This is a genomic window from Pseudomonadota bacterium, from assembly GCA_039815145.1.
GTDB lineage: Bacteria > Pseudomonadota > Gammaproteobacteria > Steroidobacterales > JBCBZW01 > JBCBZW01.
The window spans coordinates 83,349-96,966 of sequence record JBCBZW010000002.1; the positions used below are offsets into that span (position 1 = coordinate 83,349).

The 13,618-nt window shown below is 66.0% G+C and carries 14 protein-coding genes and 1 other RNA gene; 10 read left to right on the forward strand and 5 right to left on the reverse strand.

Annotated elements, in window-relative coordinates; genetic code table 11:
* Positions 1–40: 40 nt before the first annotated feature.
* From AAF184_01380 to AAF184_01410, 7 genes are all read left to right on the forward strand, one after another.
* Positions 41–589 (forward strand): pyridoxamine 5'-phosphate oxidase family protein, encoded by a 549-nt coding sequence (locus AAF184_01380; GenBank protein MEO0420957.1) that lies wholly within the window; start codon positions 41–43, stop codon positions 587–589.
* 410 nt (positions 590–999) lie between these two features.
* Positions 1,000–1,191, forward strand: coding sequence for a hypothetical protein (locus tag AAF184_01385; protein MEO0420958.1), 192 nt, complete (start codon positions 1,000–1,002; stop codon positions 1,189–1,191).
* A gap of 122 nt (positions 1,192–1,313) precedes the next feature.
* Positions 1,314–2,306 (forward strand): MvdC/MvdD family ATP grasp protein, encoded by a 993-nt coding sequence (locus AAF184_01390; GenBank protein ID MEO0420959.1) that lies wholly within the window; start codon positions 1,314–1,316, stop codon positions 2,304–2,306.
* Between the two features lie 6 nt (positions 2,307–2,312).
* Positions 2,313–3,173 (forward strand): hypothetical protein, encoded by an 861-nt coding sequence (locus AAF184_01395; GenBank protein MEO0420960.1) that lies wholly within the window; start codon positions 2,313–2,315, stop codon positions 3,171–3,173.
* A complete protein-coding gene (locus AAF184_01400; protein MEO0420961.1) occupies positions 3,170–3,715 on the forward strand; it encodes a MauE/DoxX family redox-associated membrane protein in 546 nt (181 codons plus the stop codon). Before AAF184_01395 ends, AAF184_01400 begins: the two co-directional genes overlap by 4 nt.
* Complete coding sequence (locus AAF184_01405) at positions 3,708–4,271, forward strand: redoxin domain-containing protein (GenBank protein ID MEO0420962.1); 564 nt, start codon at positions 3,708–3,710, stop codon at positions 4,269–4,271. Before AAF184_01400 ends, AAF184_01405 begins: the two co-directional genes overlap by 8 nt.
* On the forward strand, positions 4,271–6,100 hold the full coding sequence (locus AAF184_01410) for an ABC transporter ATP-binding protein (protein ID MEO0420963.1): 1,830 nt from the start codon (positions 4,271–4,273) through the stop codon (positions 6,098–6,100). The genes AAF184_01405 and AAF184_01410 overlap by 1 nt, the downstream gene beginning before the upstream one ends.
* Positions 6,101–6,162: 62 nt before the next feature.
* Here the strand turns inward: AAF184_01410 and ssrA are convergent.
* Positions 6,163–6,525, reverse strand: a transfer-messenger RNA (tmRNA) gene (gene ssrA, locus AAF184_01415).
* A 183-nt stretch (positions 6,526–6,708) separates the two neighbouring features.
* Positions 6,709–7,194, reverse strand: a complete 486-nt coding sequence (smpB, locus tag AAF184_01420) for an SsrA-binding protein SmpB (protein ID MEO0420964.1) — start codon at positions 7,192–7,194, stop codon at positions 6,709–6,711.
* A 106-nt stretch (positions 7,195–7,300) separates the two neighbouring features.
* Here smpB and AAF184_01425 point away from each other — a divergent pair, with 106 nt between their 5' ends.
* Both AAF184_01425 and AAF184_01430 read left to right on the forward strand, forming a co-directional pair.
* On the forward strand, positions 7,301–8,677 hold the full coding sequence (locus AAF184_01425) for a sodium-dependent transporter (GenBank protein MEO0420965.1): 1,377 nt from the start codon (positions 7,301–7,303) through the stop codon (positions 8,675–8,677).
* A gap of 9 nt (positions 8,678–8,686) precedes the next feature.
* Entirely contained in the window at positions 8,687–9,016 is a 330-nt protein-coding gene (locus AAF184_01430; protein ID MEO0420966.1) for an RnfH family protein, read from the forward strand.
* 6 nt (positions 9,017–9,022) lie between these two features.
* Here the strand turns inward: AAF184_01430 and bamE are convergent, their stop codons facing one another.
* The 3 genes from bamE to AAF184_01445 all read right to left on the reverse strand — a co-directional run bounded on the left by bamE (position 9,023) and on the right by AAF184_01445 (position 12,281).
* The gene (gene bamE, locus AAF184_01435; GenBank protein MEO0420967.1) at positions 9,023–9,397 is read right to left on the reverse strand and encodes an outer membrane protein assembly factor BamE; all 375 of its coding nucleotides are present in this window, start codon (positions 9,395–9,397) and stop codon (positions 9,023–9,025) included.
* Between the two features lie 298 nt (positions 9,398–9,695).
* Complete coding sequence (gene recN, locus AAF184_01440; protein MEO0420968.1) at positions 9,696–11,378, reverse strand: DNA repair protein RecN; 1,683 nt, start codon at positions 11,376–11,378, stop codon at positions 9,696–9,698.
* A 15-nt stretch (positions 11,379–11,393) separates the two neighbouring features.
* Positions 11,394–12,281, reverse strand: coding sequence for an NAD(+)/NADH kinase (locus AAF184_01445; protein MEO0420969.1), 888 nt, complete (start codon positions 12,279–12,281; stop codon positions 11,394–11,396).
* A 217-nt stretch (positions 12,282–12,498) separates the two neighbouring features.
* On the opposite strand from AAF184_01445, the gene hrcA reads away from it, so the two are divergent.
* A complete protein-coding gene (gene hrcA, locus AAF184_01450) occupies positions 12,499–13,563 on the forward strand; it encodes a heat-inducible transcriptional repressor HrcA (protein MEO0420970.1) in 1,065 nt (354 codons plus the stop codon).
* The last annotated feature ends 55 nt before the right edge of the window (positions 13,564–13,618 follow it).

Here is a 13,618-nt window from a genome sequence, read left to right on the forward strand (position 1 = left end):
CCTATGGCACTCTAGGTCACACCCGACCTGGATGACCGCTATGGCCGATCAGTTCCCCGCGCTCCTGGACAAGCACATCGACTTCATCCAGCAGCAGCACCTGTTCTTCGTGGCCACCGCCGGTGCCGAGGGTTACGTCAACGTCTCCCCGAAGGGCATGGATACGCTGCGGGTGCTGGATGAGCAGAAGGTCATCTGGCTGAACCTGACGGGCAGTGGTAACGAGACCGCAGCCCACGTGCTCGAGAATCAGCGCATGACGCTGATGTTCTGCTCCTTCGACCGCCAACCGCTCATCCTGCGCCTCTACGGCAACGCCACGGTGATTCACGCCGACGACCCGGCGTGGTCGGAGCGAATCGGATTGTTCCCCTCGTTCACGGGCGCCAGGCAGTTATTCGAGTTGGAGCTCACCTTGGTGCAAACCTCGTGCGGGTACGCCGTGCCGTACTTCGAGGCCAAGGGCGAGCGGCCGACGCTGGCCAAATGGGCGGACAACAAGGGGCGCGCGGGTATCGAGGACTACTGGCAGGCCAAAAATACCAAGAGCCTCGATGGCAAGCCTACCGGGATGGGGTCGGACGACTAGTTTCCTTCGGCGCCCGCCGAATAGACCTCCCCTAGCGACACTGTTCCTTGCCCTAGGGTCGGCGCCGCGTCCTGTCGTGTTTATGAGTTCGACAGCCGTAAGCTGCTGCTGCTCGTCGAAAGTAAGTGTTGCACGCTTGCTGAATCAACTAACGGCGAAGTAATTTCATAGGCAGTGCTCTGTCGCCTAGGTCAGTCGTGACCTGGCAGTCAAGACTATTCCGTTAGGCGGTCGATAGGGGCGAAAGGTGCAAAGTGCAGGTCGTGGGCAACTCGCGAATCCATTTGCTGTATTGTTGAAAAAACGACGACCTCTTGCAAAAAGCCGTTTCATTTCCCAAGAAGTTCGTGCTACTCCTGGAGATGCCGTTTGACATAAAGCGGACTTCAATTTCATCCAAGGAGCGATCGATGACCAAACCCACCTCGAAAACGTCTGGCGAGCTGTTTGCGTTCAAGCTAGCAACGAAGAAGTCGGAGCACCAGTCGCAGAAGCGTACGCAGTGGCAGACCCGCGACGGCGTATCCGCGGCTGGTTGCACCGTCAACCTTCGCGGTCATGTGCTCTGCCCGTCCTGGGGCGACGGCGGTAACTTCTGCTAGGTCACTAGCGAGCTAGCGTACGAGTTGGGCATGCCGCATACCGTCACCGGCATGCCCATCTCACCGAGACCAACGGGTGCGCGTGGTGTTCCAGTGCGCCTCGACGCCAGGGGTAGGGCAGTGTGAGTAAGCGTATTCTGATCGTCACGCACACGGGCGACCTTCACGCGGAGCGCGTTGCGCGGCGTATCGCGGATGCCGCACCGCCCGCCTTCCACCTGAATTTAGACAGATTTCCTCGCGACTACGCGCTCGAGTTGGCGTTCTCCCGGGGGCGCTGGCACGGGCAGTTGCAGGGCGGGGGTCAGGCGCCGCTGTCGATCGATGAGGTCGGCGCCGTGTGGATGCGCAAGCGAGGAGAGTTCACCTTCGCAAGCGATGCGCTCAGCGCTCAGGAGCGCGCCTACGCGAGCGGTGAGGTCGAGCATATCCTGATGGGGCTCCTCTACAGCCTCGACTGCTTTTGGATGAGCCACCCGCGGGCCTTGCGCGCAGCGGGGTGGAAGGGCGAGCAGCTGTTGCGGGCCGCAAGTATGGGCTTCCAGGTGCCGCCGTCGCTCATCACCAACCAGCCGTCGGCGGTGCGGGAGTTCCATCGGGCACAGCCTGGCATCGTGTTCAAGTCCCTGTCCTCGCCATTGCTCGCGGCGGAGCAGGTGAGCGATCGGGATCGCATGGTCGACGGTATTCCCACCACGCCCGTTGGGGAAGATGAGTTGGATCTCGTGGAGTCCGTCGCGGTGATGCCATCGTTCTTCCAACGGCACGTTCGCAAGAAGCATGAACTGCGGGTGACTGTGATCGGCAACGACGTGTTCGCGGCTCGGATCCACTCGCAGGACGATCCGCGTACGGCGGTGGACGTACGCAACTACGCGGCAGAGATTCGCTACGAAACGGCGCAGCTGCCTACCGCGTTGCTCGATCGCTGTCGCGCGTTCGTGCACAGCTACGACCTTACCTACGGAGCCCTCGACATCATCGTGACCGAGGACGATGAGTACGTTTTCCTGGAGAACAACCCCGGTGGCCAGTACCTCTACGTCGAGGAGCTGGTCCCGGAGCTGCGCATGACCGAGGCGGTGGCAACCTGCCTGCTGCGGGGCGCGAGGTAGGGCGCCGTGCTGAGCTTTCCTGAACTGAACACACTCGAGACCCACCTCGGCCATCCCGTTCTTGTGCTCGGTGCGGTGAACCTGGAGCTCGACCTGGTCGCCGAGCTGTACGAGGCGCTGCACACGATCGACGGTCACGAGCGCCTGGGCGTGCTGATCTACACTCGCGGTGGCATCGTCAACGCGGCCCGGCGTATCGCCCTGTTGCTGCGCGAGCGCTTCGAGCACATCACGTTCATCGCCCCCCATTATTGCGAGTCGGCCGGCACGCTGACGGTGTTGAGCGGGGACCACATCGTGGCGAGCCCAGCGTCGATCTTCTCGCCCATCGACCCACAGCTATCCGGCACGGGGGAGGGTAGCGGGCCCGCGGCCGTGTCGAGCCAAGACGTGCGCTTATTCGGTGAGATGGCGAAGGCGTGGTTCCACCTGAGCGACGATGAGGTGCGCTCCAACGCCCTGAGCACCATGGCCGAAGCGATGTTCCCCACCACCCTGACGGCCTTCTACCGGACCACGTTGGAGGTGAAGACCATCGCCCACGAGCTGCTCGCCCTGCATCGGTGCGAGCGCTCCTCGCAGGCGCGTGGCGAGATCGTCGATCGCCTGCTGTTCGAGCACCACTCGCACAACTACGCGGTCACCGCCCAGGAGTTGAAGCTGCTCGGCTTGTCCGTCGCCTCAGACGAGACGATCGAACCCGCGAGCTGGGCGGTCGCACGCAGGCTCGGCACGCGACTGGGCGCAGGCACGCGCACGCGCGACGACGAAGACTGGACGGACACGGTGGTCGCGACGCGCGCCCGCGTTCGGTGGCGACGGGTCAGCCACCAGGGCATGGGCTTCACGTGGGAGGGGAACGGATGACCACGCCGGTGTACCTGGCGGAGATCGCACGGCTGTTCGTGGCCATCACCCTGGTGGTCGCCGTGCTCGGCAAGTGCTTGGCCACAAGGTCTTTCATCGTCAGTCTCACCGATCAATTCCGTGTGCCCGATGCCCTGGGGCCGTTCGTGGCCTGGGGACTCATCGCGCTCGAGGCGACGGTGGCGGCTGCGTTGCTCATGCCCGTGGCGCAGACGGTGGACCTAGGGGTGCGCGCCGCCCTGGTGCTGTTCGCGCTCTTCGGGCTGCTGATCGCCTCGGTGCTGCTGCGACGCCAACCCGTGTACTGCTATTGCTTCGGTCAGGCGACGCAACCGCTCGGCGCCGCCGACTTGCTTCGCAACATCACGCTGGTGGGGGCTTGTGTGCTGGCCATGCGCTGGGGCGCGGGTGAGGCGCCGCTGGCGCTCGGCACCTGGTTGTCAGTAGCGGCGGCTGGCCTCGTAGGCTTCCTCATGAGCGCGCATCTGGGAACGGTGGTCCAGCTGCTGGCGACGCCCACCGAGGAGGCCCCCCTTGGCTGACCCACTCGTCACGGCGTTGCTGATCGTGCTCGTCCCCGCCGTCGCGCTGAACCTGTGGCTCACGCAGCGGCTGTCCTCGCGCCTCCGCCACGCGATGACCGCCGAGCCCGCGCTCACCTGTGCGATCGACGCGACCGTCCCCGAGTTCTCCGGGAGGCGCCTGGTTGACGGTACGCCCGTCGCAGACGCCGCCCTCGCAGGGCAAGCCAACGTGTTGGTGTTCCTGTCCACCGCGTGCGGTGACTGCCGGCGCAAGCTGCCGGTGCTCGAGGAGTTACTGGAGCCGATGGAGCGGCACGGCGTTCAGCTTTGGTTGCTCTCCCAGGAGCCGCCGGCGCGGCTGCGCAGGTTCATCCAGCGGGATGCGTTGCGAGCGCGCGTCGTTCGCCTCGATCGGCGTGCGTACCAGCGTTTGAATCCGCGCTACGCAGCACCGCTGTACCTGTTCGTTGACGACCAACAGGTGGTCAGGGCCGGCGACTTCATCGGCGATGAGAACTGGCGGGCCTTCGTGGACCAGATCCTCGCCGCGCCCTCCATGCGGGAGGCGAGCTGATGTCGCGGTCGGCGGGGCGCTGGCGCAGGCAGGCGGAGGGGCTCAGCCGCCTCGGGCTGCTGCAGGAATTTCGTTGGCCGCTGCTCGGCGGCTTGGGATTGCTGGTCATCGCATCGGGCTCGCAGTTGGCGTACCCCCTGGTGTTCTCCTGGTTCATCGACCATATCGTGGTCGAGCAAGACCTCGCGTGGCTCGGCGCCGCGCTGCTCATCGGCGCGCTGGTGCTGGTCCTGCAGGCCGCGGCAGCCAGCGGTCAGTATTACCTCTTCGCCTCGACCGGATCGAAGATCGTGGCGAGGCTCCGGCATCGCCTCTACGCTGCCATGCTGCGGCGGGAGATCGCGTTTTTCGATCGCCAGAACGTGGGGGATCTCACCAACCGCCTCGCAGCCGACGTCGAGAAGATCCAATCCACCCTGACCGTGGAGACGGCGCTCTTCATGCAGACCCTGCTGATGGCGCTGGGCAGTATCAGCATGCTGCTGGTCTTGTCGCCGACGCTGGCCGGGGTGGCGTTGCTGATCGCGCCGGCGATGGTGGTGTCCGCGCGCTGGATCGGCGGGTTGATCAAGACCCACTCGATGGCCCGCCAAGATCGCCTCGCGGCCTGTGCGCAACACGCGCAGGAGACGCTATCCAACGTGCGCGTCGTGCACGCCTTCGCCCAGGAGGCGAATGAAACCGCACGCTACGGCCGCGCCACGCAGGACGCGCTCGACCACTCGCTCGCCTGCAACCGCATGTTCGCCGGGGTGCAGGGGGTGAACGCCATGGTTCAGGGGGGCGCCTTGCTGGTCACCCTGTGGTGGGGTGGCCGCCTGGTGGCCGCCGGCACGATCAGCGTCGGCGATCTCGCCGGCTTCGTCCTGTACGCGAACATGGCCGCGGGGGCCGTCGGCACGTTGAGCACGCTCTGGGGCGAATGGATGCAATCGGTGGGCGCCACCGAGCGAGCCTTCGAGCTGCTGCAACACGCACCCGAGCCTGGCCGTGGGGCTGGAGGTGAACGTGAGGCGCGATCGCGGCAAGCGGCAGCGAGCGGCTGCATCGAATTCGAGGCGGTGTCCTTTGCCTATCCGACCCGTGCGGGGCATCGCGCGCTGGAGGGCATCTCCCTGACCGTCGCCCCCGGTGAGAAATTGGCGTTGATCGGCCCCTCGGGATCCGGCAAGACCACGCTGGTCAACCTGCTCCTCGGCTTCTATCCGCCCAGCGAGGGGCGCCTGTGCGTCGGCGACATGGACGTGCGCGAAATGGATCGCCTTGCCCTGCGCGCCCACATCGCGGTGGTCGAACAGGAGCCTGTGCTGTTCACCGGCACGATACGGGAGAACATGGTGTACGGGTGTGACGCGGCGGCCGCGATCGACGAGGCGCGTTTCATGGCGGCGGCGGTCGACGCCAGCGTCCACAGCTTCGTCGCCGAACTCCCGGGTGGTTACGAGACCGAAGTAGGGCACCGTGGGCTGCAACTCTCCGGTGGCCAGAAGCAGCGCGTCGCGATCGCGCGCGCGTTGCTACGAGACCCGAGCATTCTGATCCTCGATGAGGCCACGAGCGCCCTCGACTCGCAGAGCGAAGGACTGGTGCAGGCAGCGTTGGCGCGGCTGATGGTCGGCCGCACCACCGTCATCATCGCCCATCGCCTCTCCACGGTGGCGCACGTCGATCGTCTGGTGGTGATGAACAAGGGGCGGATCGAGCAGGTTGGCACGCACCAGCAGCTGTCGGCGCAGGCATCGGGTCTGTACGCACAGCTGTTGCGTAGGCAGCGGTTGGCGGCGGAGGTGACGTTGGAGACGGAGATGCCCCCGACCCGATGTGCCTGAGTGTCCCTTGGCAAGGGCACAACTGAAAAGACCGTCCTCGGGACGGCCTTGTCAGGTAAAGATGGTGGAGGCGGCGGGAATCGAACCCGCGTCCGCAAGCCCTCTGCTCCGAGCTCTACATGCTTATCTCACCTTTGAGTCTCGCTAGCAGCTACCCGATGAGCAGGGAAGACCACTAGCCAGTCCAGTAGGGTTTTAGCGCGTTCCGCCCTGAACAAACGTTGGCGCGATCCTGTGAAATATGACTCTCGGTTCCGCCACGCACAGGCACGCGACGGGCGAAAGGCAATCTACTGTTTTTTAGGCAGCGAGTGCGTAGTTGTCGTCGTTGGCAACTAATCGATTTGCAGCGTATTTAACGAGGCACTCTGCACCTCGGCATGCACCCGGAGTTTCGCGACCCACGTCGAAGCCAGGTCGCCCCCCAAGAACTCAATAGGTTAGGCCGCTGGGCGGACTTTTCAAGTGATTTCGAGAGGGTACGCAAGGTGATGGGGACGGAAGGGCGACGCTGAGGCCACTGTCCAGCTCACGAGCGGCGCAGACAGTCGCCATCGCCGACCATAGGGGATCTAAATCTTACCTGAGGTAAGTTCTGCAACTAACTGTTATCTAGCGAGTTTCAGTCGCTCCTTATCACGCTGCCAATCTCGATCCTTCTCAGCGGCGCGCTTGTCGTGCTTCTTCTTACCGATCGCAAGTCCCAGTTCCAACTTCACTTTTCCGTTGCTCCAGTGGAGCTGCAGGGGCACCAGGGTGTAGCCCTTGCGCTCGACCGAGCCGATCAGTGAATTCAATTCCTGCCTATGCATCAGTAGCTTACGAGATCTTCCTGGATCTGGTATCACGTGACTCGAGGCAGACAACAGCGGGGAGATGCGGGCCCCGAACAACCAGGCTTCGCCGTTCTTGAGCAGCACGTAGCTCTCCGTGATCTGCACGCGACCCTCGCGCAGGCTCTTCACTTCCCAGCCGAGCAAGGACAGGCCCGCCTCGAAGCGGCGCTCCACGTGGTAGTCGTGGGTGGCCCGCTTGTTGCGCGCGATGATCCGCGACGGCGCCTTCGCGCCGCCCTTCTTTTTCTTTCCAGCCATGGGCGGAAGTATACGCCGGGCGGCCGGTTGTTACTCCGCAGCAAAAGGCGCAGAATCCGCCGTCACTTGGCCCCGGCCGACACCCACGACACTGCCGTCAGGCGTCATGTCTGCAAACTCCCGCACGTCCCTCCAAGGGCTCTGGTCTTCACGCACCGCCTTCGTTCTGGCGGTGTCGGGGTCAGCGGTGGGCCTCGGCAATCTCTGGAAGTTTCCCTACATCGCCGGCGAGTACGGTGGTGGCGCCTTCGTCTTCTTCTACCTGCTCTGCGTCTTCGCCATCGGGCTGCCCATGATGGTGTCCGAGGTCATGCTGGGGCGACGCGGCCGGCGCAATCCCATCGCCACCATGCGCCTGCTCGGCGAGGAGGAGGCGAGCAACCACTGGTGGCGCCTGGTGGGCCTGGCCGGGGTGATCTCCGGCTTTGTCATCTTGTCCTTCTATTCCGTGGTGGCCGGTTGGTCTCTGGAGTACGTGGTGCAGACGGCGCGCGGCAGCTTCACCGACAGCGAACCGCGCGTGGTGGCAGCGAGCTTCCAGGCCCTGACCCATGACTGGCCGCGACTGATCCTCTGGCACACGGTATTCATGAGCATCACCGTGCTGATCGTGGCCAACGGCGTGCGCGACGGGCTCGAACGCGCGGTGCGCATCTTGATGCCGCTGCTGCTACTGCTGCTCTTGATTCTTGTCAGCTTCGCGGCGAGCACCGGGGAACTCGGTGAGGCCACGCGCTTCCTGTTCAAGCCCGACTTCAAGCAGTTCAGCGCCGAGGGCGCCCTGGTGGCGCTCGGCCATGCCTTCTTCACCCTGAGCCTCGGCATGGGGGCGGTGATGGCCTACGGCGCCTACCTGCCCAAAGATGCGTCGATCACCGCCACCTCGGTGGCCGTGGTGCTGGTGGATACGCTGGTCGCCCTGCTCGCCACCCTCGTCGTGTTCCCCCTCGTCTTTGCCTTCGGCCTGGATCCGGCAGCGGGGCCGGGCCTGGTGTTCGAGACCTTGCCGCTTGCCTTCGGGCGTATGGAGCTCGGCTCCATGTTCGGTGCCTTTTTCTTTGTGGTGTTGGCCACGGCAGCGCTCACCTCGGCGATCGGGCTGCTGGAGCCGGCCGTGGCCTGGCTGACGGAGACTACGAAGATGCCCCGGGTCTGGGCAACGATCGGCTTAGGTGCCGTCGTGTGGTCCTTAGGGCTACTCACGATCTTCTCCTTCAACATGCTCGCCGACGTGCGCTTCTGGCAGGGCACGCTCTACAACAACCTCGAGCATGTGACGGTGAACATCCTCCTGCCACTGGTGGGGCTCGCGATCACGTGGTTTGCGAGTTGGGTGATGTGCGGCAACTCGAGCGCGGAAGAGCTGGACGACGACGTCTCACCGCTCGCCTACACCGTGTGGCGGTTCCTGGCGCGCTTCGTGGCGCCGGCGGGGGTGGCCATCGTGTTCTTGAACGCGGTGAGCGCGCCGGGGATCAGCTGAGCATCACCGATGGCTGAGCACGACGCGACGATCGCCGTGGAGGTAGTGTTCGCCCTCCCGGATGTGCAACATCGCGTGGCTCTGCAGCTGCCCGAGGGCAGCACGGCGCGCGAGGCGGTGACTCGCTCAGGCTTGGTGGAGGCACTGCCGGAGTATGCGATCGAGCGTGCGCCGCTAGGCGTCTACGGGCATCAGGTCGATGGGGCGCTGGTGTTGGCCGATGGCGATCGCGTGGAGATCTACCGCCCGCTGCAGGTGGACCCGAAGACCAACCGGCGCCAGCGGGTGGCGTCCGGGGAGACGATGGCAGGGGGGCGCGCGCGCGAGCGGCGTCGCTAGAACGTCTCAGCCCTTCGGGTCGGCGAAGCGCTCGACGCTGCTCACCCGATCGTCCTCGAAGTACACCACGAAGTGCCCTTGCTCCACCCGTCGCCGGCGGCCGCTGATGACGTAATACAGGTAGTCCCAGCGCTCGGCGTGGAAGGGGTCTTCGATCATCGGGGTGCCGAGCAGGAACTGCACCTGCTTGCGCGACATCTGCATCTCGACCTGGTTGATCAGCTCCTCATCCAGGAAATTGCCCTGCTGGATGGTGATGCGGTAGGCGCAACCCTGTAGCAGGCACAGCATCAGCGCGGCGCCGAGGGCGAGCAACATGGCGCGCGGGAGGCCCTGAGAATTGGGCTGGCGACGCTGGAAAATGGGGAGTAGGTGGCTCATAGGCGGGGGAATATACCGTACCTCGCTCTGGCCTGGGACCCTGGCGGGCGAGCTTTGTTCACGGCGGTCGAGGAAATAGATCCGCGCTGCCATCGCCGAAGTCAGCCACGGGCGGCTCCAGCATGTGGCCCTCCGCGCTGTTCCCGCCCGGCGCCCGCCGTACTCGTGGCCGGTGGGGGCGTGCTGCCAGTTGCACGATGCGAGGGGGCCAGTGCGGGGGAAGGCAGTCGGCGGCGCGTCGCGCGCGTCCCGGCCTGGGTGGGGTCTCGGATGGGAGCGCGCGGCCCGTCTCCGAGCGCTAGGTGCTCTCCTGGGCTTGCTCGCGCATCTCCCGCGCGTGGGCGCGGGTGGTGGCGGTGATCTCCACGCCGCCTAGCATTCGCGCTAGCTCATCAACGGCTTCGTCGTGTGCCAGGGTTTCGAGGCGGGTGCTGGTCTGGCCGCCCTTCACCCGCTTGGTGACGCGCAGGTGATGATGGGCTTGGCTGGCCACCTGCGGCAGGTGAGTCACGCACAGCACCTGATGGGAGCCGCCGAGTTGGCGCAGGCAGCGCCCGACGATCTCGGCGACGCCACCGCCCACCCCCGTGTCCACCTCATCGAAGACCAGGCAGGGCACGAGGGAGCTCTCCGCGGCGACCACCTCGAGGGCCAGGGCAATGCGCGAGAGTTCGCCCCCGGACGCGACCTTGTCCAGGGGGCCTGGCGGTTGTCCGGGGTTGGTGCTGATCTCGAAGCCCACCTCGTCCAGGCCGTGAGAGGCAGGCGTGCCATCTTCCTGGAGGCGCAGACCGATCTGAAAGGCCGCGTTGGCAAGGCCCAGGGAGCGGATGATCTCCTCGGCCGTGCGCTGCACCTTCTTGCTGGCTTTGCGTCTGGCCTCGTGCAGGGTTCGGGCGGCCTTGCGGTAGGCACGATCGGCCTCATCGAGGCGAGCCTGCGCGTCGCGCAAGGTGCCCTCCATGTCCTGGCTGGCCGCGAGGCGAGCGCTGAGGCGGTCGAGGACGTCACCGAGCTCACGGCTGCGGACGCGGTGCTTTCGGGCCACGTCGTCGATCGTTCCCAGGCGCTGCTCCACCGCTGCCAGGCGCTCGGGGTCTGCGTCGATGTCGTTCAGGTAACGCTCGAGGGAGCCGATCGCTTCCGTTAGCTGAATCTGGGCTTCGTCGAGCACCTGGCCGATGTCGCCCAGGCGGGGGTCGACGTTAGCGGCCGCGGCGAGTTCGCGACTTGCCTGCGCGAGCCCTTGGCTGGCGCCGGAAGGCTCGCTCGTGAGCGCTGCGAGCGCTTGTTCGGCGTTGCGGATGACTTCGCCGGCGGATCCGAGCAGGCGCAACTCGGACTCGAGGCCTTCCACTTCGCCGTCCTGCAGGGCCAGGGCCTCGAGTTCGTTGACCTGGTGGCGCAGGAGTTCCAGCTCGCCTTCGCTCAGCGTGTGCTGCTGGGCGAGGAGGTCGTCGAGGGTGCTTTGGGCCTGACGCCAGGTGTCCCAGCGAGTGCGCACCTCGGCGGCCGGCTTTCCGAGCTTGCCAAGTGTGTCCAGGGCGCGCCGTTGGGTGGCTCGCTGCAGTAAGCCCTGGTTGGCCTGCTGGCCGTGGATGTTGAGGAGCTGCTGGCAGAACTCCGCCAGGGTCGCGGCGGGGACGCGGCTCGCGCCCAGATACGCTTGGGACCGGCCCGCAGCGGTGATCACGCGGCGGGCCACGCACTCGCCGTCTTCGACGGTGATGTCGTGGTCCTCGAGCCAAGCGGCGACGGCGCTGTCCGCCTGGATCGCAAAGCTGGCGGTGATCTCCGCCCGCTGGGCGCCGTGGCGGACCATCCCCGCGTCCGCCCGCCCGCCCGCGATCAGCCCCAAGGCGTCGACCAGGATGGACTTGCCCGCCCCGGTCTCGCCGGTCATCACGGTGAGGCCGGGCCCGAGTTCCAGTTGGAGCTCGTCGATGATCGCGAAGTGACGGATGTGCAGCTCTACGAGCACGCGCGCGTCCCGGGGCTAGACGTCGCCGGGGCGTGCGTGGCGACCGCGGCCCCAGCGCAGCTTCTGGCGCAGCATCTGGTAGTAGTCGTGGCGCGGCGGGTGGATGAGGGTGACGCGCTGTTCCGCCGCCCCGATGCGCAGGGACTCGCCGGGCCCCAGGCGGCCAAGGAGATGCCCATCGGTGGTGACCTGGGCGTCGCCCTCGCGCCGATGCCCGAGGCGCAGCTCCACGGTCTGCCCGCTCGGGATCACGATCGGTCGATCGCTGAGCGTGTGGGGGCACACGGGCACCAGCACCATCGCATCGAGCTGCGGGGCCAGGATGGGGCCCCCGCAGGACAGGGCGTAGGCGGTGGAGCCCGTGGGGGAGGCGACGATCAAGCCGTCGCCGCCGTGCGTATTCACGAAGCCGCCGTCGATCCAGGTCTCGAACTCGAGCATGCGGCCGACGTCCACCTTTTGCAGGACCACGTCGTTCAGGGCGATGCCCGCGGGCTTGGCACTGCCTGGCAGGTAGGCGTTCAGCATCAGGCGCGTGACCACCGTGTAGCGGCCCGCCAGCACGTCGTTCACGCCCTCGACCATCTCCTCCGGTCCCAGGTCTGCCAGGAACCCCAGGCGGCCGCGGTTGACGCCGAGGATGGGCACGTTGTGACGCGCTACCAGGGGGGCGGCGTAGAGCATGGTGCCGTCGCCGCCGATGGCGATGGCAAGGTCCGCTTCGGCCACAGTGCGTTCGGCGCTACCGCTCGCCACGGCGCCGATGTGGTGGGCGATGCTGTCCTCGGCGCGGACCGTTACGCCGCGGCCCTTGAGGTGGCGGGCGAGGGCTTCCATGGGGGCGCCCACGCGCTCGTCCTCGTAGCGACCGAGCAGCGCTATTTGATTGAATCGGTTGACCATAAGCACCGGGAATCGTGGATGGGCGCAGTCTAGGCGCTACGCGGCGGCAACACCACCGCTCGCACCGTTTGCGCGCAGGTGTTAAGGACCATGACTTATGCTCAACAGTTGCTTGACGCGCTCCCGGGACGCGCATAACTTCCGTGCGATTCGCACGGCAGCGTCCCCAGGGACCCGGGGCCAACGAGGCAGCAGAGCCTGACCAGCACGGAGCGACATGACCGACTCTAGCGACAACCCTGAATTGAGTGAGCGCGCTCGCCAGCTGCTGAAGACGCTGGTCGAGTCGCACATTCGTGAGGGGCAGCCGATTGGCTCGCGCACGCTGTCGCGCAACTCCGGCCTGTCCTTGAGCGCGGCCACGGTGCGCAACGTGATGGTCGATCTCGAAGAGATGGGCTACGTCGATTCGCCCCACACCTCTGCCGGGCGCGTACCCACGGCCAAGGCCTACCGGTTGTTCGTGGATACGCTGGTCACGGTGAGTCCACCGGGCCAGGTCGAACTCGATCGCCTCCAGCGCGCCCTCGACCCGGGCCGCGCCTCCCGCGATCAGCTGGCCGACTCGGCGTCGAGCCTGCTCTCGGATATCACGCACCTGGCAGGCATCGTGTCGCTGCCGGTGACGCGCCACGCCTCCCTGCGGCAGATCGAGTTCCTGCCGCTCTCGGGCAGCCGCATCCTGGCAATCCTGGTGGTCAACTCGGAGGAGGTGCAGAACCGCATCCTGCAGCTCGATCGCGAGTACTCCGAGTCGGAGCTGCGCCGCGCCGCGAACTACCTCAATGAGCAGTTTGCGGGGAAGGACCTCATGCAGGTGCGCCAGGCCCTGATCGAGGAGCTGCAAACGGCCCGAGATTCCATGAACGCGGCCATGCTCGATGCCATCCAGATCGCCCACCGCGCCCTCGACGGCGGCGAGCAGCAGGGCGCCGGCGGCGACTACGTGCTGGCGGGGCAGACCAATCTCATGGGCTTTCAGGAGCTCTCGAGCACCGAGCGCCTGCGCGAGCTGTTCGAGGCCTTTACCCGCAAGCAGGACGTGCTGCACCTGCTCGATCAAAGCCTCACCGCCGACGGTGTGCAGATCTTCATCGGTCAGGAATCCGAGCACAATTTCCTCGATGGCTGCAGCGTCGTGAGCGCTCCCTACACCCTCGATGGCGAGGTCATCGGCGTGCTCGGCGTGATCGGACCCACCCGCATGGCCTACCAGCGCGTCATTCCGATCGTGGACGTGACGGCACGATTGTTTGGCGCCGCCTTGAAATCCGGCGGCTGAGTCACCACCTCGCTTCCACCGGCTGCTCGGCTGGTCTCGAAGGGACCGGGCGACG